The sequence below is a fragment of the Gluconobacter sp. ESL1110 genome, from assembly GCF_058107395.1.
In genome coordinates this window covers 175154-198901 of sequence record NZ_JBYLUK010000008.1, presented here as the reverse complement: position 1 = coordinate 198901, position 23748 = coordinate 175154, and the positions used below count along the sequence as shown (strand labels likewise).

Genomic DNA, 23748 nt, shown 5'->3' with positions numbered 1-23748 from the left:
CTGTTTATCCGATAGATTATATACATAAATATAGGGTTTTTAGATGATTCTACAAGAATTATGACGGACGCCAATCAACTTGGAGATCCTTCATGACAACCAGTTCGCCTGTAACACCTGAAAAGAAGACAACGATCGCTTCATGGATTTTACGTATCCTATTGGCTGCTGCATTTTTGGCGGCAGCCAGTTCCAAGCTTACCGGTGTTTCGATGATGGTACAGGTCTTTGACCAGATCGGTTTTGGCCAATGGTTTCGCTACGTCACGGCGTTCGTCGAAATCGCAGGAGTAGTGGCCTTATTCATTTCCGGCGTGACGGTTTGGGGAGCGCTGTGGTTGGCTGCCACTATGTTCTTTGCGTTGTTGACCCACCTGTTCATCCTGCACTCCAATCCAGCCGGAGCGGTGATGTTACTGATAATCTCGCTGGTTTTGGCCTGGCTGGAGCGCGGACAAATCACACGCTTCCGCTGATCTAGCGCGACGAGGAGACGCACAATGGAAATAGGAATTGACAGCTTTGCTATTATCATTCCGAATCTGACGACCGGTGTTGCGCCGTCACCAACACAACGCATGGAACGGCTTCTGGAAGAAATTGATGTTGCCGATCAGGCAGGTCTGGATATTTTTGGAATTGGCGAACACCACCGAGCAGAATTCATCGATGCGTCGCCAGCCGTCATCCTCGCCGCAGCCGCAGCCGCAGCCGCAGCGCGCACCAAGAGCATCCGTCTGACCAGTGCCGTCTCTGTGCTCAGCGCGGCTGATCCTGTGCGCTTATTTCAGGATTTTGCAACGCTCGATCTTATTTCGCAAGGACGTGCAGAAGTCATTGTCGGACGAGGGTCGTTCAAAGAAGCTCATGGTCTATTCGGCGTTGCACCGAATGATTATGATGACGTTTTCGCAGAAAAGCTGGACTTGTTACTGCAAGTACGATCTCAAACCCATCCTCACTGGAAAGGGCGGTTTCGTGCACCGTTGACTGGCGGAGGCATTTTCCCTCGACCCCTTCAAAAAACCTTACCGATATGGCTGGGTGTCGGCGGTACGCCGCAGTCTTTCATACGGGCTGGCCTTCTTGGATTGCCTCTGATGATAGCGATAATCGGAGGAGCACATCGCCGTTTCCGCCCGCTTGTCGATCTCTACCGGAAAGCAGGTCGAAGAGCAGGCCATCCGCCTGAAGCACTGAAAGTCGGCATCCATACTTTTGGATATGTTGCCGATACTGATGAAGAGGCCATCGAAACCCTGTGGCCAGGCTGGCATCATATGGCCAGCAAGATGGCGCTGGAACGCGGAGGTCCACCAGCAACGCGTGAGCGCTACATGCAAGAAGTGGGTCCAAACGGCGTATTATTGATAGGTAGTCCGTCCCGGGTAGCGGAGAAGGCTAAAGTCGCAGCTCAGGCATTGGGAGGCATTGATCGATTGACCTTCCAACTTAGCATGATTGCCAACGATCACGATGCGCAATTGCGTGGTATTAATCTGTTAGGGCAAAAAGTCGCACCGTTATTACGGCAATATTGGTGTATCAATAACTTAATTTATGAATTTATATTAAAATAAATAGAAATAATTTCTTGTGGGAGCAATGCCCACAGGAAATAATCAAGATTTACAGCACGATCCTCGTATAATAGAACAGAAATTACCTTTATGAAAATGTGGTTCTTTATCAGATATGACGTCTGCCTTGACATTCCCAAAGGTTGTTTCTGGCTTATATCGGATACCTTCATAAAAGGCCTGAATGATGTCTTCCTTAAAGTGAGGCGTCCGAGGAAACGCCGCTACGACAGCTTCACGAACCGCATCGGAATACTGGTCGTATGTCAGACCCAGAACATCCATTTCGACACCAGCAGTGGTGAGCGCAATAACAGGGTGCATGAATTCAGGCACACCTGGTGTTGTATGAAGAGCAATGCCAGTCCAGACTTTTTCGATATCCGAAGGATCGACTTTATAACTTTGCAGAAAATCTCTTGCAGCGTTTGCACCATCGACTTCAAATCGCAGATTTTTACTGCTGTGAGAAGGCATAAGGCCTATATCATGAAACATTGCTGCAGCGTACAGGAGTTCTGGACTAAAGGTCAGTTCGCGCTGCTGCCCAGCCAGAGCACCAAAGAAATAGACCCGGCTGGAGTGATTAAAGAGTAGCTCGCTCTCAGTATCGCGAATAAACTCGGTAATCGCACGTCCAAGAACAGAGTCCGGGACCTTGATCCCATTGATGCTCGCTCCGGAGCGAAACGTATCTGTCATGATATTATCTCCTCTCATTGAAGGAATAGGCCGAAAAAACCATTGTGAGGCGCCACAGAGTTTTTCAGCAGACCCACCGTAACGTTATGATCATATTCCCGGATCCTGATGGCAGAAATGACATAGAGTCCTCTTATTCTGCCATGGAGTTATAAATTTTGGCTTCTCACCTCTCTCCCACCATATGGTTCATTGTGTTTCCAGGGTTTGAGTTACTCGACCTGAGCGGCCCTCTTTGCGCCTTCAATCTGGTGCATGGTTTCCATGAAACGGGCTATGATATCCGGATCATCTCCGTTTCTGGTGGACTGATCCAGAGTTCCTCAGGTGTAAAAATTGAAACCACCCAACCTTCTGCTCCCAGGCATTCCGATACGATTGTGGTCGTAGGGGCTCCCAATATTGAGATTTTTACAGACTGCAGCGATGTGATTGCTCTCGTGCGCAGGCTGGCAAGTCAAGCGGGGCGAAGTGCGAGTGTTTGCACCGGGACATTTGTGTTGGCAGCAGCTGGCCTTCTTAACGGACGCCGCGCAACAACGCATTGGCGGCATACGGCAGTTCTCCAGCGTCATTATCCCTCATTAAAAGTCGAAGCAGATCGTATTTTCATCCGTGATGGTGCGATCTGGACTTCTGCTGGTATTACGGCTGGCATCGATCTTGCTCTGGCTCTGATTGAAGAGGATTTTGGGATTGAGATTTCTAAAGCTGTCGCAAGAGAGCTTGTGGTCTATCATCGCCGTACTGGTGGCCAATCTCAGTTTTCCACACTTCTTGACCTGGAACCTCCTCCCGGACGTATTCGCAACGTCATTGCGTACATTCGTTTGCATCTACAGGAACAATTACAGGTAGAACGGCTGGCAGAATTTGCAGGAATTAGCCCGCGGCAGTTTGCACGACAGTTCGTTACGGAAACAGGAGAAACACCTGCCCGCGCTGTTGAGCGGATCCGGTGCGACGCCGCTCTACCACGTATTCAAAATACGAATGAACCTCTTGATCAGATCGCTTTACGCGTGGGCTTTCGTGATCTTGAGCTCATGCGTCGCGCATTCCTCCGCGTGTATGCTCAACCCCCTCAGACTTTGCGCAGGACGCACCGTGAACGGACCTAACACTCTTTGGGAGAGTTGGAAGCGAGTATTTCCATCCCCGAGATTAGTACCCAAGCCGATGCCGCATCAACGCGACGTTGATCCGCACACAGGTTACCGCCAGCAAGTTATCCAGTCGAAAACTCTCCCGTTCAACAGAAACGCGCCAAGCAGTATCTCGTATCACTTTGCTCCGGCACTCGCGGCCAGAGCTTGAAGCACATAAGACCTATATACTCCGACAATCTTTCCATTAATCGGAATGAAATTTTCTATTTTGACAAATCACGCCACAAATCAATTTTTCCTTCTTTGGCATAGTGATCAATTGTTGTCAGTTCTTCAGAACTAAAAGTTAGGTTTTTTAGAGAATCCAGAGAGTCATCCAGTTGCTGAACGTTTTTTGCACCAATCAGCGCTGATGTTATGCGTTCGTCACGCAGAACCCAGGCAATTGCCATTTGCGCCAGACTTTGACCTCTTTTTTGAGCAATTTCATTCAATGCACGAACGTGAGACAAGTTCTCCTCTGTCAACATTTCCTGAGAGAAGGAAGACCCCGTCGAAGCTCTGGAGCCCTCAGGAACACCGTTCAGGTATTTGTTAGTCAAAAGACCCTGAGCCAAAGGAGAAAAGGCAATACAGCCGACACCAAGAGCTTCCAGCGTATCCAGAAGTTTAACCTCTACCCAGCGATTCAAGAGGGAATACGACGGCTGATGGATAAGGAGAGGAACACCTTCGCGTTTAAGAATTTCAGCCGCCTGCTGGGTTCGCTCAGGACCGTACGACGATATCCCAACATAGAGTGCCTTGCCTTGGCGATGCATCTGAACCAGCGCTCCAATGGTTTCTTCCAAAGGAACATCAAGTGTTGGACGGTGGGAATAGAAGATATCAACGTATTCGAGCCCCATGCGCTTGAGACTCTGATCAAGAGAAGCCAGTAGATATTTGCGCGAGCCCCCATTTCCGTAGGGCCCTGGCCACATATCCCATCCGGCTTTGGACGAGATGATCATTTCATCACGATAGGCTCTGAAATCCCGACGAAGGATTTCGCCAAAATTTTCTTCGGCTGATCCGTAAGGTGGTCCATAATTATTCGCGAGATCGAAATGTGTAACACCCCGATCAAATGCTCTACGAATAACCGAGCGGCCAGTCTCGAAAACGTCTACCCCTCCGAAATTATGCCACAAACCCAAAGAAATGAGAGGAAGCTTCAAACCCGACTGACCTGAACGGCGAAAAAGAGCGTGCTCGTAGCGGGAAGGGGAGGGAGACCATGTCATGCTGTAAAATCCTTGTTTTCTTGATTGCAGAAGACGCGAAAATCACGTCCAGAATGGTATGATGGCTCCATGATAGGCTTCAAGCAGCTTCGCGCGGACGTTCGGTTTCTGAAATGCATGCACTAAAGGCTGGACCCATGCCGCATGGGCATCCGGCTCGTTAACGGCGATAAAATTGATATACGGATTATTGTCCATACTTTCACGTGCCAACCGCTCTGACGTGAGGTTGATCCCCGCTTTATAAGCCCATTCTGTAATCACCACGCCAGCATCCAGATCAGCCAGAGAGCGTGCCAGAACAGGGTCGTCCAACTCTTTGATCGACAGATTTTTTGGGTTTTCGGCGATATCAAGGACTGTTGGCATGTCGCCTGCATCAGAAGAAATTTTAAGCAACCCCAGAGACTGAAGCAGCTTCAAAGCACGTCCCTCGTTTGTGGGGTCGGCAGGAACGCCAATGGTCGCGCCGTCCGGAATCGCCGACAGCGTTTTCCATTTTTTTGAATAAAACCCGATCGGAGCAAAGTAAGTATTCCCGACCGGAACGATATGAGATCCAAGGGCAGCGTTCTGAGCCCGAAGATACGGTCCGTGCTGAAATGCATTGGCATCCAGATCTCCGGCCGCCAAGGCTGCATTGATCGGATTGCCTTCAGAAAAAGTCACGACCTCGATCGTCAGCCCTTCTGAACGTGCATTATCCTGGACAATGCGCCAGATATCTTCGTCTTCCCCTGACAGAATGCCAACACGAACAGGCTTTGATTGCGCTTTTGCTGACGACACAATTACTGGTGTGGCAGCCAGCAGCATCAGAAGTTTACGCCGTCCAAGGGAATTGTTATTTGCGGCGGCAGAAAGATTGGTTAGTCGCTTACGCATGATGCAGATCTTTCGACGGAACAGCAGAAACAAGGTCATTATAATGGCGGGCTGCGACGTCTGGATGAGAACGCAGGCGCCCTTTGAGGGTGTTTTGCCCGATCTGGGAAAACAGGGGATTTTCGGGATCCTGAGTAATACCGCTATTAGCCCTTGTTAGGCTCTCCGACAAAGGAAGCGTCGGCATCGTAGCATCAAGTTGTGCACCAAGGAAAAACGCAGCGGACAGCCTGTCTCGTCCAGAAGAGGGGCTGATAACGCGGTGAATTGCGGCTTTGAAATACCCACTTGACGCGACTTCCAGAAGTTCTCCGATATTGACAATGAATGTGCCTGATTGCGGAGAAGCCTGAATCCATTCCCCGTTCTCCAGTTCCACCTCAAGGCCTCCTTGATTGTCCTGAAGAATCAGAGACAACAGGTCACTATCTTTATGGGCACCAACTCCCTGTCTCCCTCCATCGTCAGGCTGACTGGGATAATGGATAAGTTTCAAAAGTTGATAAGGTGTATCCCTGACGACAGGATGAAAAGCTGTTGCATCCTGCCCCAGGGATAAAGCGAGAGCTTCCAATAGGCGCCTCAGAACATTCAAAACCTTTTCCTGCCACAGAAGAACAGTCTCTTTGAAAGACGGAAGTGTGGCCGGCCATTGGTTAGGGCCTTGAAGGCGGAGATAAGCAGGTTTGTTCTCAAGATCCTGAAGGGCTGATCTCTCTGGACCTATATCCAGTTGTTCACGCCAATCTGCTTTGCCGCGCGTGATTTCACGACCTGCATGATTATACCCCCTGAAATGAGGGGAATTGATCATCGCAATCTGCTCTTTCTGAGCAAGCGGCAAAGAGAAAAAATTCTTTGCCTGCGTCATGAGAGCAGCATTCAGATCCAATGGAATCCCATGACCTTTCAGATAGAAAAATCCGTATTCGTGTGCCGCGTTTCTGAGAGAACTTAGGAAGACATTATCTGGCGCTTGCTGATCTTTCCAAAGTGACAGGTCGATGGTGGGCAGGGAAAGGTGCTTCTGCGTCATGCGTTTGATCACTTTCAACTACGACTATCTAAAAGCAAAGCCGGTTTGAGGCGGCCCACACAAGCAGGCCAACCGTACATATCGCCATCATAAATCGCATTATATATTAAATCCACACGCAACACATTGTTTGACTCCAAAAACACTATGACATAATCGGATATGGATATTTTTCCTAGAAAGAACTATTATGCGTAGTGGTTATATCTTGGCGCCACTTTTGGTCAGCCTTTCGTTCTCTACGGCGGTCGCGGCTGGAAATAAGCTGGATCAAGATAACCCGGAGGCAGAAAAGCCGCTTAAAAAGGAGGATTTCGTCAAAAAGCCTGCGTCTGTAACCAGTACGAGCAGTGTGCGTTCTGAAGAGCCTGAACAGGTGATTGTGACAGGAACGCGTGATCCGTCCCAGACAGCAGCGAGAAGTGTAAGCCCGATTACGATCATTGGCGGCAATCAGCTTCGCGCGACTGGAATGACAGACATTCGCGAAGCGCTTGTTCAGCTATCGCCTTCGATCAGCCGGGAAGTAAATGGTTCGGATCAAGGATCAGTGATCGATGCACTCAGTTTGCGAGGACTGAACGCCGACCAGACTCTGGTTCTTGTAAATGGCAAAAGACGGCACACGACAGCAGCAATTGCAGTAGACGCTTCGTCGCAACAGGGAACAACACCTGTTGACTTGGATATGCTGCCCATTTCTGCCATTGATCACATTGAAATCCTACAGGATGGAGCCGCCGCTCAGTACGGATCGGACGCTATCGCGGGTGTTATCAATGTCATTCTGAAATCCAATAATCACGGCATTCATATGCAAGCCACAAACGGTGGCTATGCCGCGGGAGATGGTTTCACGACAGGAGAAAACTTGAATGCAGGCTTCAAACTAGGGCGGCGCGGGTATCTGAATATCAGCGCAGAATTCAAACATCAGGATCGAACACAGAGAACCGGCATTGATCCCCGGACCGGTAAAAACAATGATCTGGCAACAGGTCAGCCTCAGGTCACACGAGAGTCAATCGAAGCGAATTTTGGTTATCATCTGACAGACAACATAGAGCTTTATGGCTTTGGAACGTTTACGCATCGGGATGCAGAACGTTGGGCCTTTCTCCGCGCTCCAAGTACAACAGCCGCTGACGGGCTCTCGGGAATGTATCCAAATGGTTTTGAGCCTGTTGAGACAATGCCTGAAAATGATTATGGTTTCACGCTAGGATTTCGTGGTAAAAGACTTTATGGATTTGACTGGGATCTAAGTTCCACAATCGGCGGAGATCATGACACACTGGCTGATTACAATTCGGCCAATGCTGATGCTTATAAGGAAACAGGATATTCTCCATCCCGTTTTTATCTTGGCAATTACTCCAATCAACAATGGACAAATAATCTCGACATTCGGCGTGGTGTCGACATTCCTTTCCTCTACAGCCCCCTGAATATTGCATTTGGTGGAGAGTATCGCCGGGATACATACTCAATTGGAGCAGGGGAACCTTTGTCGTATTATTTGAGTGGCGCACAGGGGTATCAGGGCGAAACACCTGAGGACGCAGTGAATGCAGCCAGGCATGTGGCGGCAGCATACGTCGATTTTTCAACACAGATTGTCAAACAGTGGCGAGTAGACCTTGCAGGTCGCTTTGAACATTATAACGACGTCGGAAATGCTCGGACGGGCAAGATTTCCACACGCTATGATATTAATCGCTATATTGGTTTCCGAGGAACAGCGAGTACCGGATTTCGCGCCCCCACTCTTGCAGAGCAGAATTTCGCAGCGTTCATCTCCAGCCCCAATTATGCGACGGGACAGATTGCAGCCAATTCGGCTGCCGCACGTGCGCTAGGCTCTCCTGGCCTCAAACCGGAAACATCCACAAATTTTAGTGTGGGGATGATCCTGAACCCAATTCCTCGACTCCATATCAATATTGATGGTTATACGATCTACATCAAACATCGTATTGTTGACGGAGGGTATGCTTCGGGCGCGCGTGCAGTTGAAGCATATGCCGCAGCAGGCGTGAATACCTCAGGCTTTGCCGGAGATGAATCCGCTGTCAGCACAAATTATTTCACAAATGGCGCCAATACACGAACAACGGGTCTTGATATCACGGCGCGTTATTCTTCAGATTTTGGCCAATATGGAAAAGTGGACTGGGATGCTGCGGTTAACTTCAATCATACAAATGTAAAAGACATTGCCCGGACCGGGGAAGGGACGCCCGTTCTGAACGCACAGCAGATCAGCTTGATGTCAACGGAAAATCCTGCCAATAAGCTGATTTTTGGCGGGATCTGGCATCGTGGTAAGTGGAATGTGGCTGTGCATGAAATCCGCTATGGTCACACGACATCCAACCTGACGTTTGTCTCCGGCAGCAACGCCTTCTCGACAACGGATTTCTATCATCAGATCAATCGCCCACGTTTCGTAACCAATCTTGAAGTCGGCTATCAGGTTCTTCCTCAGCTTCATCTCGCTCTTGGAGGTAATAACGTAGGGAACGCCCATCCAAGTCGGGTGCCTTCCTTTACAGCAGACTATAACAACAATCTTTATGATACACTCAGCCAGCAACTCTCTGAAGAGGGAGGCTTCTACTACCTGCGCGCCGACCTGACGCTTTAAAATTCAGAATATTCAGAAAGCCTGTATGCCTGACAAAACGAGTGAAATATTAAAAGTTGAAAATCTTTCCAAAGGTTTTGAAGGGCATACTGCGCTTGAGAACGTGAGTTTCTCTGTTCGGGAAGGCGAAATTGTCGGAATTATTGGACGCTCCGGGGCAGGGAAAACGACACTTCTTCGCTGCCTGAATGGCGCGGAAGTTCCAGATTCAGGCAGAGTCCTTATCGAAGGTCAGGATCTGAATGAACTTAAAGAGAAAGACCTTCTTGCCCTTCGACAGCGTATTGGCCTTGTCTTTCAGGGCTTCAATCTTCTGCAATCCAGAACAGTCACTGGAAATATTTCTCTTGCCCTTGAAATTCTGGGCGTTCACAAAAAGGAACGCCCTCATCGCATACAGAAGCTTATAAAGCTGGTTGGCCTTGAAGGTCATGAACTCAAGTATCCTGCACAGCTTTCTGGAGGCCAGAAGCAGAGAGTTGGAATAGCGAGAGCCCTTGCAGGAAGTCCGGCTATTCTCCTGTGTGATGAAGCAACATCTGCACTAGACCCAGAAGCCACGGCTTCAATTCTTGCCCTCCTGGAAAAAATTAACAGAGAGGTAGGCGTCACGATTATTCTTATTACGCACGAGATGGATGTTATACGCCGCCTTGCTCATCGAGTACTCGTTCTTGATCAGGGAACTATTGCTGAAGATATTTCAACGAAGGCTCTTGCCAGAGGGCAGGCCCGTCACGCTTTAACTAAATCGTTCATCAATGATGATCCGGTATTTCTTCCTGATCATGTACTTTCACTCATGACAGACGGGGACACTCCCGGGGCTGTGGCAGTTTTGCGTCTCGGCAGCAGCCGGGGTGATTTATCATCAGCGCTGCTGGCAGATCTCTATCGAATTTTTGGCGTTACGGCCGTCATTTTACAAGCAGACATTCACGGAAAGTCCCCCGAACGGCGCGACACGCTTGTGCTGAGTTTATCTTGCAATCATGAACAAGCGATCCAATGGCTATCGCAAAATGTGGAAGAAGTGGAGGTCATTGGATATGCGTCATCAGATCTTTGAGTTGTTTTTCAGAGCAACGCTGGCAACGCTTGAAATGGTTTTTGCGTCTGCGGGGATAGCTGTTCTTTTTGGCCTGCCTCTCGCCATTCTTCTAACCATCACACGCCCAGGCGGCTTATGGCCCATTCGACCTATCGGTCGGGCCCTGGGCTTTGTGATAGATCTGACACGAGCAGTTCCATTTATTATTCTACTAGTAATCCTTATCCCGTTTACGCGCTTTCTTGTAGGCACTGCGCTGGGTACCGCCGCCGCCATTGTGCCTCTTTCGATTACGGCCATTCCTTATTTCGCGCGTATTGCAGAAGTGTCACTAAAGGACGTTGATCCAGAATTGATTGATGCCATTCGCGCAATGGGAGCAACACGGACTAAAATTGTACGTTCCGTCCTCATCCCGGAAGCTTTGCCGGGCTTGGTTTCTGGATTGACAGTAACACTGGTTACCCTGATCAGCGCTTCAGCCATGGCAGGGGTCGTTGGAGCGGGAGGATTGGGAGACCTTGCCATCAGGTATGGATATCAAAGATTCAATACTGTCATGATGCTATGGGTCGTGAGTATTCTTGTCATACTGACAATTGTCGTCCAAATCGCCGGAAATACCGTTTCTGCACGCTTGAGAACGTCTACCTCCTAGTCGCAGGTCCTGTTACTCACTAAGTGAGTCGCGTGATGTGACTCACTGACTGGCCATTGGGCGAAAGCACGTGGAGGGATCGAAGAACCGTTGGTTGATGTGCCTTGGTTCTGATTTCAGGCTTTTGGCGATTTGATTGACGGTTTTTGGGGTAGCTTTTGATCTGCGTTTTGAGCAGATTGAGGGTTGGCACCCGCTGAATAGCTACGCGCTCGCGTTCAACCTCTCCAGGAACAGAAAGCGCCGCATGTTGTAGACGATATTGGCCAGGCCGATCCTCATGGTGGCCCGGGTGATACCCACGGTTCGGACGAACAGACCCGTCTGCGATTTCTGATCAGCAAAGACATGCTCGACACGCGACCGGATCACCGATTTCCCTGCGTTGGACCGCTGGATGTGGCGGGGCATGGGCTTGAGATGCGGCTTTATCCTGTGGCCCTTTGAGACAAAGCCCTGCTGTTCCATGAAGTCTTCGTTGGCTTTCGAGCGATACGCGGTATCGGCCCAGACGCCTGAGGCGGTATTGGCTTTATCCAGCAGGCCCTCTCGCAGCCTGGCACCATCACTGGCAGCGGCATCCGTCGTCTTCCATTTCCGGATCAGTCGAAATTTCCGATCGATGGAGATGTGCGATTTGTAGCCAAAGAACGGGATGGCGAGGTCCATGGACGGCATGGTTCCATCTTCCTGCCGTTTTGCTTTCGTGAACTTCAGCGTCCAGCGCGCATGCCTGTCCTTGTGGGACAGTTTTGCCGACTTGTCTTCCCAGCCTTCGGGGATCCGTCCTGCCCGGAGATCTGCCTTCTCAGCGTTTGTATTGCGCTGCTTTGGAGCTGCCACCAATGTCGCGTCCAAGATCTGGCCTGACATGGGCAGATATCCGGCGTTGCGCAGGGTGGTATCAAAACGATCAAACAGCCTTTCAATCGCAGCAGCCTGCGTCAGGCGCTCGCGGAACAGCCAGATTGTTTTGGCGTCCGGCACACGGTTCGACAGTCCCAGACCAAGGAAACGCATGAAGGACAGGCGATCATTGATCAGGTATTCCGTCCGCTCGTCGGACAGATTGTTCAGCGTCTGGATCACCAGAATTTTGAACATCAGCACAGGATCAAACGGGGGACGGCCGCCTTTGCTTCCGTCTGAATAAGCCAGTGCCTTCTCCAGATCAGGGCGGAACGCCTCGAAATCCACAGTCCGGGAAAACGCTTCAAGCTGGTCACCCAGTCCGCTCAGCCGAGCAAACCGCTCTTCAACATCAAAGAAACCCGGCTGCTTCATGATCCATACTCCAATCAACGCAAGAGAAATGGAATCATAGAGAACAGGTCAGAGCCAAGGGGTTTTTCGATCCCTCCACGTAAATCGCAATCCAATGAATTAACAACGCAGTGACTGATAAATGTCATTTATGCGGCCTTCCATAGATTGGCCAGAAAATATTATATAAAATATACTTTTATTAATAAACCTAAAGAATATTATTGTTTAAAGTTTATTTATATTTTGATATAATTTTAATATCCCCATCCCAATGCCTTATATAAGGTTATAGTATTAGACATTTGTTGAATCCCTGTTCTGATGACTACCAATTGCGCATCATAGAGCGTGCGCGTGCGACACGTCCACTTCCGTCCACTCACGTGGAAGCACCACCCCATCAAATTCCGGGGCCAAGCACTTAGGAGACCTTCAGTAGCTCAAATATCGCGGGATGATTTGCCACAATGGATTATCGGGATTGGCCAGCAATTTGATGGTCAAAGCTAGCGACATGACGACCAGTAAGGGCCGGAGCCCTTTGCCACCAAAACGCATGGCAAGCCACGCACCCACCTGATTACCCAGAATGTTAGCTCCCGCCATACCAAAGCCAAGAAGCCATAAGACCTTTCCTCCGGCAATCATGGCGGTCAGGCCCGCAAGATTGGTCAGAAGGTTGAGGAACTTGGTATTGGCAATGGCACGGACCAGTCCAAGACCGGCAAAGGCAACCAGAACGGTTGTCAGGAACGACCCGGCGCCAGGACCGAAAAAACCATCATAAAAACCTACGGCTGTGATGCAGGCGGTAATGCCCCAACGGTTCAGGCGAGCCTGCCGGTCCATGGCACTCATGGGTGGTGCCAACAGAAAATAGATAGCCATGCCTACGAGCAGCAGCGGCACAATGGCAGACAGAAACACCGGATTGATGAACTGAACGGCCGTGGCGCCCGCCAGAGACCCAAGAAAAGCGCCCACCGCCGGCAGAGCAAACTGAGAGATATCGACATGTCCGGCTTTGAGAAAGGCCAGGAACGCCGAGAAGGTCCCGATACTACTCTGAAGCTTGTTGGTAGCCAGTGCCGAGACAGGAGGGATACCGGCTGCCATCAGGGCGGGGATGGTGAGAAGACCTCCGCCGCCTGCCAGAGCATCAATGCAGCCTGCGACAAAGGCGGTTGAGATCAGGAAGAAAAGAGTTTCCAGTGTAAAATGCATAACGAACAAAAGCCTGATCTGAAGTGTCGTCGGGCAAGGGAGATGGAACGTATTCCGACGAAAAGCGGCCGCCATGGCTTCCTCGGTTTCCGTCACGATTATTGAGCAGGAACTCTTTAGGGCCAGCCTTCCAATCCTCGACTGTCTGGCTCCTGAGCCACTGTGTCAACATCTTCGGGTTAGCCCATATCCATAACCGCCTTCTATCAACGAAGGCAGCGTCGGGGATGAACTGCGCGTCTGTGAATTGACACAACGTCCTAACGGTTGGTGACTACGCCCGTCAGGCGCAATGCAGCCTGTGCAAGTGGATGACGATGCGGACGTTTCGATCTGGGCGTGGCGACCGGCCTGGTTCGCACGGACGTCTGATGCCCATCTACGGCCTGATCGACGGGAACTCATTCTATTGTTCATGCCAGCGTGCGTTTGAACCTGGCCTGAAGCGCAAGCCTGTCGTGGTTCTCTCGAACAATGACAGGCTTGCGCGATTGCCCGCACGCGGGAGGCAAAGGCGCTTGGCATCAAGATGGGCGACCCTTGGCATTTCGCCCGAAAGCGCCCCGAAGCAAAGTCCGTAGTCTGGTATTCTAGCAATTACGCCCTGTATGCTGACATGTCGCGGCGCATGTACGAAGTTCTTCAGTCTCGCGTTCCATCCCACACCTACCGTCAGATGATCCGTACCGCACTCGGCGCTCAACCTAGACGATATCCTGAACCTGACGCGCCCGCAGTCTCGCACAAGCCGCGTTCCAGTCGATTGCCGGAAGTAGGCTGTGCGCCGAAGTATCGACGCAGTTTGGCTAGACGTCCATTTCTGGCAGATTTTCGCGGGTTGCTATGTCTGTAAGCACCGATACCCCCACACCTCAAACGACACCCCCATCGGTACCCCCATTATGATGGAGGTTCATGGTTTGTTCTCGTCATTAATGGACACAAACCAGATGAACGAAAAGGGCAGAAATGACTGCTTTTGGTCAATAACGGCCACTAATGGTGGTGCATCATTGGCGGAGAGAGAGGGATTCGAACCCTCGGTACGCTATTAACGTACACACGCTTTCCAAGCGTGCGCCTTAAGCCGCTCGGCCATCTCTCCTGTCGAGCGAGGTGGTATTTACGAAAAGCCCTTTCGGAGATCAACCCCCCAAACGCGCTTTTTCGACAAATTTTTTGATTAAATCGTGAGACTTATGACCAGGGCTGTCTTCCACACCCGAAGACACATCTACTGCAGGCGCTCCACTGGCCTGCAATGCATCACCAACATTGGAAGGGTTCAGGCCTCCTGCCAGCATCCAGAACGCTGGGGCAGACCAGCTTTTGGTCAACGTCCAGTCGAATGTGCGTCCCAGACCACCAGGGCGGCCGTCTCCCGCCTGATGCGGGGCCTCAATCACATACCCATCAAGTTCAGCACGAGACGGGAGATCAGACGACGAAGTCACGCCTCTTGCAAGCCATGTGGGGAGGCCAAAACGTTCCCTTATGGCTTTCGCTCTTTCTTCAGTGTCGTAGATCTGCAGAACATCAAGCTTCACAGACTGAAGAGTTTGTTCGATTGCTTCGTCATCCGCCTTGACGAACAAGCCGACGCGCACAGGCCCGCCCATGGAACGGGAAGGCGCGCTATCATTCAGAACCTTAGCCTGCTCGGGTGTCACATAACGTGGAGAGGCCTGGTAAAAGACGAAACCAACCCAGTCGACCCGCAAATCCGCACAGAACTGCATGGTTGAAACATCCCGTACACCGCAGATCTTGACGCCGATCATGCGCTGGCAAGCTCAGCCATGATCTCCTGGGCTGCGAGAGCAGGGTCAGGAGCACGTGTGATAGGGCGTCCGACAACAATCCAGTCCGCGCCAGCCTGAGCCGCCTGTGTCGGCGTCATGATCCGCTTCTGATCGTTGGAGGCACTGCCAGCAGGACGGATACCAGGCACAACCAGAACAGGTTTGTCGCCCAGAGCATCACGCAGAAGCGCGATTTCGTGGGCCGAGCAGACAAGTCCATCCGCTCCCGCCGAGATTGCCAACTTGCCGAGCCGCAATACCTGTTCCTGCGGCGTAGCACTTACGCCGGTTTCGTGTAGGCCAGCTTCGTCCATGCTCGTCAGAACAGTAACGGCCAGCAGACGAGGACGATGCGCTTCATCTGGACATGCCTTTTCCAGCGCTTCACGAGAGCGGGCAATCATCTCCGCTCCACCACAGGCATGAATGGTCGTCAGGGCAGGTCGTAAAGGGGCAAGCGCGGAAAGACCGGAAGCAACGGTATTGGGAATATCGTGCAGTTTGAGATCCAGGAAGAGTTGGTGACCTGTCGAGACAGCCCGAACCGCATCCAGACCGCAGGCATAAGTAAACTCAAGCCCAAGCTTGATGGCATCGACCGTCTTGCCGAGGGTCACGGACCACTCTTCTGCCTGTGACCGGCTATTCGTATCAAAAGCAGCAATCAGCTTGGTTCTCTTGGACATGGTGATAATCAGATCCGGTTTTCAGGTGAGGGGACTGTCGTTGTTGCGGCAACGGGAGGGGTCTGAAGACGGTCAAGCCGTTGGTGCAGTTCCACCAACTGACTTTCCAGCGTGCGAACATGCGCTTCAGACCGGCGAGCGCGCGAACGTTGCCGCAGTTCGCCAACCCAACCAGTCAGAAAGCCAAAGATCAGGCCGACAACACCAATACCAAGCGCCAGCGTACCCACAGAGAGATGCCAGCCAAAGGAGATGAGCCAGATTGGTTCAAGATCAGTGTTGCTCAGAGCAAAAACGATCAGGGCAGCCAAAAAAATAACGATAAAAAGAAGTCTCAGCATGAGGAAGTCCTATCGTGCTGCCTGCAGGGCGACAAGACACCCTGAGGAGGATTGATTTCCTGTCAGCACTCATGGTGGTGTGCTCTTGTCGCGGGACATAACCAGACACCGATGCTGACGTTCCGTTAAGGCGATAACATTCCCAGTATTTTACTGAAAGGGACCGCCGTGCCCGAAGTCATACCACTGCGTCCGTCATTGCCAAAAACCGACACCTTATGGGCCGTGATCGCATCTCAGGAGAAGCGTACGATCATCGCAGATGTTTATATATCACGCGAAGCCGCGGAAGCTGACTGCCAGTGGCGGACTTCTCAGGTCCGGGCCTACGCTCACTTCCTGATGTCTGAACAACAGCCACCGCCCAGTTATCATATTCGCCGGATTGCCCGCGCAGAACTTCCCAGGCGATGGGCGCCGCTTCCGGCGCTTGGAATGCTACGTGGGCGCTTCATATAATCAGATTCAGGAAGCCTTCGGGTAGCCAAAATTTCCCCCTCATGACACAAGATAACCTTATGTCTTTATCCTGCGTTTTCAAACGACAATGCAGGTTGTTTTGTGCAGATTACAGGTAAGGTCAGGATGAACGATCACAATCATGCAGACACACTTCAGGGTGCATCCGGAAGTTCTGCGACGTCTGAATCCAGCCCTGCGCTAGTTGTGGGCTCGCAGTATCTCCGTACCCTGTCCATTGACGTTCAGAATACCCCTGACATCTACCGTGACATCCCGGCCCAGCCTCACGTCGGCATGACAGTGGATGTGACCGCCCGGCAGCTCCCAGGCGGACAGCCGAGTTTTGAAGTTACCCTGGTCATTCGTGCGCAGGGTCTGGACGCGGCTCCCGTCCCCAATGCACCTGCTCCCCGCGTGCTCTATGAAACCAATATTGCCTATGCAGGTCTTTTTGGTCTGACAGGAACAGTTACACAGGCTACGGCAGAGCCACTTCTTCTGGTCGAAGCTCCAAAATATCTTTTCCCTTCGGCTCGTGCAGCGATGTTGAATGTGATTCGGGAAGCTGGTTTCCCTGTAGGAAATATCCAACCCATCAATTTCCATGACCTCTGGCAGAGCCGTCGGCTTCAACAGGGCTGATAATATTTAATCCTCAAAGACCAAGACGCGTGCAGGAAAAGGTCGTCATGAGCCTGAAAGACTATATCCTTGCTTCTCCAGCCTTTTCTGGTCCCAGGCCTCCGGTCTGGGGTCGCTTTGATGCTGAATGGTACCGGACCCGGTATGCGCGTATTCTTCGGGAGGAACAGCTTCTCAAAAGCGATGGTTCAGCTCTGGATCTCAGCAATGAGGCCATGGAACAGCACTGGCTGGAACAGGGGGCCAGCCAAGGTTTGTCACCCAATCGTTTCTTCGACGAAGAATGGTATCTGAGACAAAACCCTGACGTTCGGGATGGCATCAGCTACGGCGTCTTCAGTTGTGGCTTTCTGCATTATTGTGAGAGCGGTTTTCGGAGCCGCTCGCCACATTGGCTTTTCTCCGAGACCGAATATTTCACCCGCAATACGGATCTCAGTCTGCCGGTTCTGATTTCTCAGGGGTTTAGCAACGGGTATGACCATTATCTGACAGATGGCGAGCAGGAACAGAGGCAGGCACACACCTTTTTCAAGACATCCGTTTTCCGGATGGCCAGCCTGACCCGAGGCATTTCCTACGACATCGGTAAAGGTGATTTTCGACAGTTCCTGATGTCAGCAGGGGCGGGATTATGTCGGAGTTCTTGGTATTTTGATCCAGAGTGGTATCTGGCTACCTACCCAGAGGTCGAAAATGCCCTCAAAGACGGTATTTTCCTCAACGCACTGCATCATTATCTGACAAATGCCACACCAGGTGCATACAACCCGAACCAATGGTTCAGTGAAGACTATTACGCTCATATGTACCCGGACGTTGCACAGATCGTGGCCAATGGCGGGTTTCGCAACGGGTATGATCATTTTGTGCGTTACGGTGCCCGTGAGATGCGCGCACCTCAAACCGAGGTAAATCTGAGAGGCTTTTCCGAACAACCGGGGATACAGCGCAAGCTCAGAGAAGGTCAATTCGAGGACCTATTTGCGCTCTGGGTCCAGTCTCAGGGAAATATCGCCGTTACACAAGAGATTCCGGATGCCTCGCCGGAACAGTATAGAAATCTGGATTTGCAGCGGGCCGGCACGCTTATTCCGTCCATCGTCCGCTCTCCTCTGGATTTTCGCCTGATCCGGCCTCCGGAAATCAGTGTCGTCATTCCAGTAACCAACCAGTTTCTGGAAACACTCTCTACACTGGCTGCCCTGCATGCAAATGGGGCGGGCGCAATTGATATCATCATTGTTGATAACGGTTCGAGTGACGAGACGGCACAGATCGAGCGTATTGTAAGAGGAATACGCGTTCTTCGCCCAACATCCCGGACAAATGCCACGGAACAGGTTAATCACGCTGTAGACCGTGCGCGTGCCGATATTGTTCTCCTGATGGAGCCGGGCACGCAGCCGTTCCCCAATACATTGCATGCAGCTTTGCAGGCCTTTGATTCCCCTGATGTCTGGGCTGTAGGTGGCCAGTCTTTGGGTCTTGATGGCCGCGTCCTTGAGGCAGGTACGATTGTCTGGCGAGATGCTTCGACTCTCAGATTTGGCATTGACCGACGCGCAAATGAACCGGAAATCGGGTTCTGCCGTCAGGTAGATGCAATCTCTGTTGGCATGCTGTTCTGTCGACGGGACAAACTGGCTGCATGCGGTGGCATTGACGAGGTCTGCATTGGGTCCGAAGCCAGGCTCCTGTCCCTGTGTCTGGCTCTGCGTCAGGTAGGTGGTAAAATCGTCTATGACCCTTCCATTCTGGATCGGACCCGACCACCAACTGTGTTACCCGAAGACTTCCTGCGCCGGAATCAGACATGGCTGAAACGACGGTTTTCGGCCATACTTTCCCGCTATCCCATGACCGGTACGTCTCTTTTCAGAGCACGTTTTGCGTCAGGCGTACCAACAGTGCTTGTGCTCTGCTCTACATTGCCTCACCGCTCGCTTGGCTCCCCCCATCTTCGGACCCAGGAATTGATTCTGGCCCTAGTCGCAAGGGGTACCATGTTACGGTTTTCCCCTTGGAAGGCGGTGTTACCGACCCCGTGACGGTTGCCCTTGATTTTCCGTCGAACGTAGAAATCATGAACGAGAGTGACATTTCCGAGCTTCCGGAATTTCTCAGGGATCGTGCTGCGTCCTTCGATTACCTTTGGATCACGGGAGGCAACACACTGCATCGAACAGGCAGCATATTGCGATCACATTCTGCCATTCTTCCCAAGCTGAATATGATCCTGGATCTTGATGGCACAACATCTGGAGAAAGTTATCTTCGGAAGCGCGTTGGCCTTCATAATGATCGCGAGCAAATGCTTGATGATCTTGACCGCGAACTGACAGACGCCTGGATGTGTCAGGCTCTTGTCTGCTCTCACGCCGAAGAAGCTGAAAACCTGCGCGCTCTCGGGTACGGTAACGTACTTGAACTCAACTATGTTCCGCGTACCATTCCAACGACGGTTCCGGGCTTTCATGATCGTTCTGGAATTCTTTTCGCACTACCCTGTGAAACTTCAGGCAGCGCAGCACATGATGGTCTGGACTGGTTTGTACATCAGGTTTTGCATGAATTGTCCGACCGCCTTCCGGCGGATGCGACAGTTCTGTTTGCAGGGTATAGAGGCAACGACATCGACCTGACACCTTACACAAGAGCTTTAGGAATTGAACCACTCCCTGATAGCGTGGACATGTCTGCACTTTACCGCACACGCAGGATCATGATTGATCCTTCCCGCGTCATGAGTGCACCTGCACAGGAAATCTTGGATGCTGCGGCTGCCGGCCTTCCCGCTGTTCTGACAGAAACAACTATGCAGCAACTTGGGTGGTCAGAAGAGGCCGGCAAGTGCATTGCAGGTGGTTTCTGTAACCCCGCTCTTTTCGCAGATGCGGTGATACGACTGTATGAAGACGAAGAACTCTGGAACCGCATCAGCCAGAACGCCAGACACTTCGTTTCGTCCCTGTCTGAAGCGAGAATTTTTGATCAGCAGGTAACGAATATTCTGAACCTCTCGTCCGGGCAGGCCCCTATTGCGCTACCTGACCATGCACCACGCCTGATCAGGCAGGACAGGCCCAATGGCCCCATCGCGCCAGCCCCCATTCGTCTGCAGCATCGCAAAGCTGACGATCCTACCCGGGAGGCCGAGGTCTCCCATCCTTTTGAGACGTCGGAAGAAGCACCGGCCCTCGGAACCCTGACACCTCGCGTTGGCATCTCACTACCTCTTTCGGAACTTTGACTCCATGACGACTTCAACATCCCTTCCTCTTGATGCTGTTCTGTCTCACGTTGACAGGTCTCTGGACAGTGCCGTTGAAAGACTGTTCAGCCTGCTGCGCATTCCCAGCATTTCCACCCAACCCTCCCACGCCGCGGACTGTCGCAAGGCCGCTGAATGGCTTCGACAGGATCTGGTAGAAATGGGACTGTCAGTTGATGTCAGGGATGTTCAATGGGCTGCGCCTGGACATCCGATGATCGTGGCACACGATACACCTCAGGCAGACAAGCCTCATGTCCTGTTTTATGGGCATTATGACGTCCAGCCGACCGACCCTGAAAATCTCTGGAAAGCGCCGCCTTTCGAACCGCGCCTTGTAGAGGATGGTGCAGGTCGAAAGGTCATTGTTGCGCGTGGTGCCAGTGATGACAAAGGACAGGTCATGACCTTCCTTGAAGCGTGCCGTGCATGGAAAACAGTTCATGGATCCATTCCTATTCAGGTCAGCGTCCTTCTCGAGGGGGAAGAGGAATGCGGGGGCGCCAATCTGCTTCCCTTTCTCAAGGAAAATGCAGAAGAGCTGAAAGCCGACGTCGCGCTTGTGTGTGATACGTCCATGGCAGATCGAACGACGCCAGGCATCACGACTTCTCTACGCGGAATGATGGCAGAAGAAATCGTCATTGAATGCGCATCACATGATCTGCACTCGGGCATTTATGGCAACGCAGCAGCAAACCCGATCGCACTGCTCTGCCAGATTCTTGCAACATTGCGCGATGCTGACGGACGGGTAACGCTTCCCGGCTTTTATGATGGTATTCAAGACCCGTCGCCAGAAACGCGGGCACAATGGAAAACTCTGTTCCCGAATGATGCGGCCCTTCTCGAAGAAGCTGGTCTCGCCATCCCAGCGGGCGAAAAGGGCTATACCGCCATTGAGCAGACCTGGTGTCGTCCGAGCTGTGAAATCAACGGAATTTCCGGCGGCTATGAAGGGGAAGGGTTCAAGACCGTTCTGCCAGCAAAAGCCATGGCTAAAGTTTCCTTCCGACTGGTTCCGGGGCAGGATCCTGAGAAAATCCGGGACACATTCCGCGCTCATGTTAACGCGGCTCTCCCGGCCGACGCGAAAGTTACATTTACACCACATGGTGGTTCACCGGGCTTTGAAGTCTCCCGGAACAGCCGGTTCCTCGCGCCGACACTCAAGGCTCTGACGGATGAGTGGAGCGTGCCGGCAGCCACGATTGGAAGTGGCGGCTCCATTCCTGTCGCTGGTGAAGTGCGGGATGCGCTAGGGCTGGATGCTCTAATGGTCGGTTTTGCACAGGCAGATGACCGCATTCATTCCCCCAATGAGCAATATGGTCTCGAATCCTTTCACAAAGGTATTCGCTCCTGGGTCCGGATCCTCGCCTCTCTGGCTGATGCAGGCTGACATGAAGGCCCCGATCGCCCTGACTCTCGGTGATCCGGCCGGAATTGGGCCGGAGCTTGCTGTTGCCGCATGGCAGGCTTTGCGAAACACCGGACCAGTCTTTTTCTGGCTGGGCGATCCTGTTCTCTTAAACAACGCCATTCCATTCCGGCTAATTGAAAAGCCGGAGGATGCAGAGCAGACTTTTCCTGACGCGCTACCCGTTCTCCCGATAACATGCCCAACTCTTGTGACGTCCGGACAGCCAACATCAGACAATGCGCCCGCCGTTATCGAAAGCATCGAACGTGCTGTGGGATTTGTTCTGGAGGGTAGGGCAGGCGGCGTCACGACCAACCCTATTGCCAAGCACATTCTGGCAGCATCAGGCTTCGCTTATCCGGGGCACACGGAATTTCTGGCGGCCCTCTGTCAGACGACAGGGCAAGAGGTCATGATGCTCGCATCCCCTCAGCTTAAAGTCGTTCCCGTCACCATTCATGTCTCACTGCGACGTGCCCTGGAAACTCTCACGACAGAACGTATTATCGCCGTGGCCCGGGCGACGCATAGTGCCTTGCAAAACGATTTTGGGCTTGTATCCCCTCGGCTGGCTATTGCCGGTCTGAACCCTCACGCAGGGGAAGAGGGGCTGATGGGGACCGAAGAACAGACGATTATCGGTCCGGCTATTGCTCAACTGAAAAACGAAGGGCTGTGCGTTTCCGGGCCTTATCCGCCAGATACAATGTTCAGTGCCACGGCTCGCCCGAAATATGACGTGGCAATCTGCATGTACCACGATCAGGCCCTAATTCCGCTCAAAACGCTCGATATGGCCGAGGGCGTCAATGTCACTCTGGGCTTACCCATTATTCGAACGTCCCCGGATCATGGGACAGCCTTTGACATTGCCGCCCCGATTGGTGGTTCCAACCGGGCAGATCCTTCCAGCCTTCTGGCAGCACTCAGACTGGCAGATTTCATGTCCCAGCACAGAAGGGGAAACAGCCAATGATCCGGCTTGGCGTTAATATTGACCACGTTGCCACATTGCGAAACGCCCGTGGCGATGCTTACCCCGATCCCGTGGACGCTGCAAAACTGGCGATCCAATGGGGTGCAGATGGAATTACAGCTCATCTCAGAGAAGATCGTCGACATATCCGGGACGCCGATATGCCACGCCTCAAGGTTCTGGCAGCACCGCTGAACTTCGAAATGGCAGCGACTGCAGAGATGATCCGTATCGCCTGCCTTCTTCGACCGCATGCGTGCTGCCTTGTCCCGGAAAAGCGTGCTGAAGTCACAACTGAAGGGGGGCTTGATGTCGCCGGGCACAAAGAAATTCTGGCACCCAAAATTGCTCGACTGAGAGATGCCGGGATTCGGGTCTCACTGTTTATCGATCCTGATACAAGACAGATCGAAACAGCAGCAGAACTCGGTGCGCCTGTGGTCGAGTTGCATACCGGCGCCTATGCTCATGGCAAAGGTGGAGAATTGGAACGTCTGCATCAGGCAGCGGGAACCGTTGCCGATTGTGGCCTTGAACTCCATGCCGGTCATGGCCTGACTTATGACAATGTGCCGCCTATCGCCAAGCTGCCAGGGCTGGCGGAACTGAACATTGGACACTTTCTGATCAGTGAGGCAGTTTTTTCCGGGCTTGGACCAGCCGTTCGAAAAATGAAATATCTGATTAACTGCCCATAA

At 52.0% G+C, this 23748-nt stretch carries 23 protein-coding genes and 1 tRNA gene; 14 read left to right on the top strand and 10 right to left on the bottom strand.

Annotated elements, in window-relative coordinates; genetic code table 11:
* The first annotated feature begins 92 nt into the window (after positions 1-92).
* Complete coding sequence (locus AC3B6F_RS09615) at positions 93-476, top strand: DoxX family protein (protein WP_489824174.1); 384 nt, start codon at positions 93-95, stop codon at positions 474-476.
* A gap of 24 nt (positions 477-500) precedes the next feature.
* Complete coding sequence (locus AC3B6F_RS09610; protein ID WP_489824173.1) at positions 501-1580, top strand: LLM class flavin-dependent oxidoreductase; 1080 nt, start codon at positions 501-503, stop codon at positions 1578-1580.
* A 42-nt stretch (positions 1581-1622) separates the two neighbouring features.
* Here the strand turns inward: AC3B6F_RS09610 and AC3B6F_RS09605 are convergent, their stop codons facing one another.
* On the bottom strand, positions 1623-2282 hold the full coding sequence (locus tag AC3B6F_RS09605; protein ID WP_489824172.1) for an HD domain-containing protein: 660 nt from the start codon (positions 2280-2282) through the stop codon (positions 1623-1625).
* A 158-nt stretch (positions 2283-2440) separates the two neighbouring features.
* Between AC3B6F_RS09605 and AC3B6F_RS09600 the strand changes: the two genes are divergently transcribed.
* On the top strand, positions 2441-3403 hold the full coding sequence (locus AC3B6F_RS09600; protein ID WP_489824171.1) for a GlxA family transcriptional regulator: 963 nt from the start codon (positions 2441-2443) through the stop codon (positions 3401-3403).
* Between the two features lie 251 nt (positions 3404-3654).
* On the opposite strand, the gene mgrA is transcribed toward AC3B6F_RS09600, so the two are convergent.
* The 3 genes from mgrA to AC3B6F_RS09585 are packed head-to-tail and all read right to left on the bottom strand — an operon-like array spanning position 3655 to position 6598.
* Positions 3655-4677: an L-glyceraldehyde 3-phosphate reductase gene (gene mgrA / locus AC3B6F_RS09595; RefSeq protein ID WP_489824170.1), complete on the bottom strand. Its 1023-nt coding sequence runs from the start codon at positions 4675-4677 to the stop codon at positions 3655-3657.
* A gap of 42 nt (positions 4678-4719) precedes the next feature.
* Positions 4720-5562 carry a MetQ/NlpA family ABC transporter substrate-binding protein gene (locus AC3B6F_RS09590; protein WP_489824169.1) on the bottom strand — a complete coding sequence of 281 codons (843 nt, stop codon included), beginning with the start codon at positions 5560-5562 and terminating at the stop codon, positions 4720-4722.
* Positions 5555-6598, bottom strand: a complete 1044-nt coding sequence (locus AC3B6F_RS09585) for an isopenicillin N synthase family dioxygenase (RefSeq protein ID WP_034880119.1) — start codon at positions 6596-6598, stop codon at positions 5555-5557. Before AC3B6F_RS09585 ends, AC3B6F_RS09590 begins: the two co-directional genes overlap by 8 nt.
* Before the next feature lie 190 nt (positions 6599-6788).
* Between AC3B6F_RS09585 and AC3B6F_RS09580 the strand changes: the two genes are divergently transcribed.
* Genes AC3B6F_RS09580 through AC3B6F_RS09570 form a run of 3 tightly spaced genes read left to right on the top strand, consistent with a single transcriptional unit; the run spans position 6789 to position 10954 of the window.
* Positions 6789-9245 carry a TonB-dependent receptor plug domain-containing protein gene (locus tag AC3B6F_RS09580; protein ID WP_211568910.1) on the top strand — a complete coding sequence of 819 codons (2457 nt, stop codon included), beginning with the start codon at positions 6789-6791 and terminating at the stop codon, positions 9243-9245.
* 25 nt (positions 9246-9270) lie between these two features.
* The gene (locus tag AC3B6F_RS09575; RefSeq protein WP_489824168.1) at positions 9271-10314 is read left to right on the top strand and encodes a methionine ABC transporter ATP-binding protein; all 1044 of its coding nucleotides are present in this window, start codon (positions 9271-9273) and stop codon (positions 10312-10314) included.
* The gene (locus AC3B6F_RS09570) at positions 10295-10954 is read left to right on the top strand and encodes a methionine ABC transporter permease (RefSeq protein WP_211568912.1); all 660 of its coding nucleotides are present in this window, start codon (positions 10295-10297) and stop codon (positions 10952-10954) included. The genes AC3B6F_RS09575 and AC3B6F_RS09570 overlap by 20 nt, the downstream gene beginning before the upstream one ends.
* Positions 10955-11158: 204 nt before the next feature.
* Here the strand turns inward: AC3B6F_RS09570 and AC3B6F_RS09565 are convergent, their stop codons facing one another.
* Positions 11159-12241, bottom strand: coding sequence for an IS5 family transposase (locus AC3B6F_RS09565; RefSeq protein ID WP_489824504.1), 1083 nt, complete (start codon positions 12239-12241; stop codon positions 11159-11161).
* A gap of 411 nt (positions 12242-12652) precedes the next feature.
* Positions 12653-13519, bottom strand: a complete 867-nt coding sequence (locus AC3B6F_RS09560) for a TSUP family transporter (RefSeq protein WP_489824167.1) — start codon at positions 13517-13519, stop codon at positions 12653-12655.
* 236 nt (positions 13520-13755) lie between these two features.
* Here AC3B6F_RS09560 and AC3B6F_RS09555 point away from each other — a divergent pair, with 236 nt between their 5' ends.
* Both AC3B6F_RS09555 and AC3B6F_RS09550 read left to right on the top strand, forming a co-directional pair.
* Positions 13756-14025 carry a Y-family DNA polymerase gene (locus AC3B6F_RS09555; RefSeq protein ID WP_489824166.1) on the top strand — a complete coding sequence of 90 codons (270 nt, stop codon included), beginning with the start codon at positions 13756-13758 and terminating at the stop codon, positions 14023-14025.
* The gene (locus tag AC3B6F_RS09550) at positions 13974-14297 is read left to right on the top strand and encodes a hypothetical protein (RefSeq protein WP_489824165.1); all 324 of its coding nucleotides are present in this window, start codon (positions 13974-13976) and stop codon (positions 14295-14297) included. Before AC3B6F_RS09555 ends, AC3B6F_RS09550 begins: the two co-directional genes overlap by 52 nt.
* Positions 14298-14458: 161 nt before the next feature.
* On the opposite strand, the gene AC3B6F_RS09545 is transcribed toward AC3B6F_RS09550, so the two are convergent.
* The 4 genes from AC3B6F_RS09545 to AC3B6F_RS09530 all read right to left on the bottom strand — a co-directional run bounded on the left by AC3B6F_RS09545 (position 14459) and on the right by AC3B6F_RS09530 (position 16273).
* A tRNA-Ser gene (locus tag AC3B6F_RS09545) sits at positions 14459-14549 on the bottom strand.
* Between the two features lie 40 nt (positions 14550-14589).
* Complete coding sequence (locus AC3B6F_RS09540; RefSeq protein WP_489824164.1) at positions 14590-15225, bottom strand: phosphoribosylanthranilate isomerase; 636 nt, start codon at positions 15223-15225, stop codon at positions 14590-14592.
* Entirely contained in the window at positions 15222-15932 is a 711-nt protein-coding gene (gene pyrF, locus AC3B6F_RS09535) for an orotidine-5'-phosphate decarboxylase (protein WP_415515270.1), read from the bottom strand. The genes AC3B6F_RS09540 and pyrF overlap by 4 nt, the downstream gene beginning before the upstream one ends.
* Positions 15933-15940: 8 nt before the next feature.
* Positions 15941-16273 (bottom strand): lipopolysaccharide assembly protein LapA domain-containing protein, encoded by a 333-nt coding sequence (locus AC3B6F_RS09530; RefSeq protein WP_415515269.1) that lies wholly within the window; start codon positions 16271-16273, stop codon positions 15941-15943.
* A 585-nt stretch (positions 16274-16858) separates the two neighbouring features.
* On the opposite strand from AC3B6F_RS09530, the gene AC3B6F_RS09525 reads away from it, so the two are divergent.
* The 6 genes from AC3B6F_RS09525 to AC3B6F_RS09500 are packed head-to-tail and all read left to right on the top strand — an operon-like array spanning position 16859 to position 23748.
* Positions 16859-17377 carry a protein-export chaperone SecB gene (locus AC3B6F_RS09525; RefSeq protein ID WP_023942290.1) on the top strand — a complete coding sequence of 173 codons (519 nt, stop codon included), beginning with the start codon at positions 16859-16861 and terminating at the stop codon, positions 17375-17377.
* A gap of 47 nt (positions 17378-17424) precedes the next feature.
* On the top strand, positions 17425-19428 hold the full coding sequence (locus AC3B6F_RS09520; protein WP_489824163.1) for a glycosyltransferase family 2 protein: 2004 nt from the start codon (positions 17425-17427) through the stop codon (positions 19426-19428).
* A 35-nt stretch (positions 19429-19463) separates the two neighbouring features.
* Positions 19464-20630 (top strand): glycosyltransferase, encoded by a 1167-nt coding sequence (locus AC3B6F_RS09515; protein WP_489824162.1) that lies wholly within the window; start codon positions 19464-19466, stop codon positions 20628-20630.
* A gap of 4 nt (positions 20631-20634) precedes the next feature.
* Positions 20635-22053, top strand: a complete 1419-nt coding sequence (locus AC3B6F_RS09510; RefSeq protein WP_489824161.1) for a M20/M25/M40 family metallo-hydrolase — start codon at positions 20635-20637, stop codon at positions 22051-22053.
* Position 22054: 1 nt separating this feature from the next.
* Complete coding sequence (gene pdxA / locus AC3B6F_RS09505; protein ID WP_489824160.1) at positions 22055-23050, top strand: 4-hydroxythreonine-4-phosphate dehydrogenase PdxA; 996 nt, start codon at positions 22055-22057, stop codon at positions 23048-23050.
* On the top strand, positions 23047-23748 hold the full coding sequence (locus tag AC3B6F_RS09500; protein WP_415574291.1) for a pyridoxine 5'-phosphate synthase: 702 nt from the start codon (positions 23047-23049) through the stop codon (positions 23746-23748). The genes pdxA and AC3B6F_RS09500 overlap by 4 nt, the downstream gene beginning before the upstream one ends.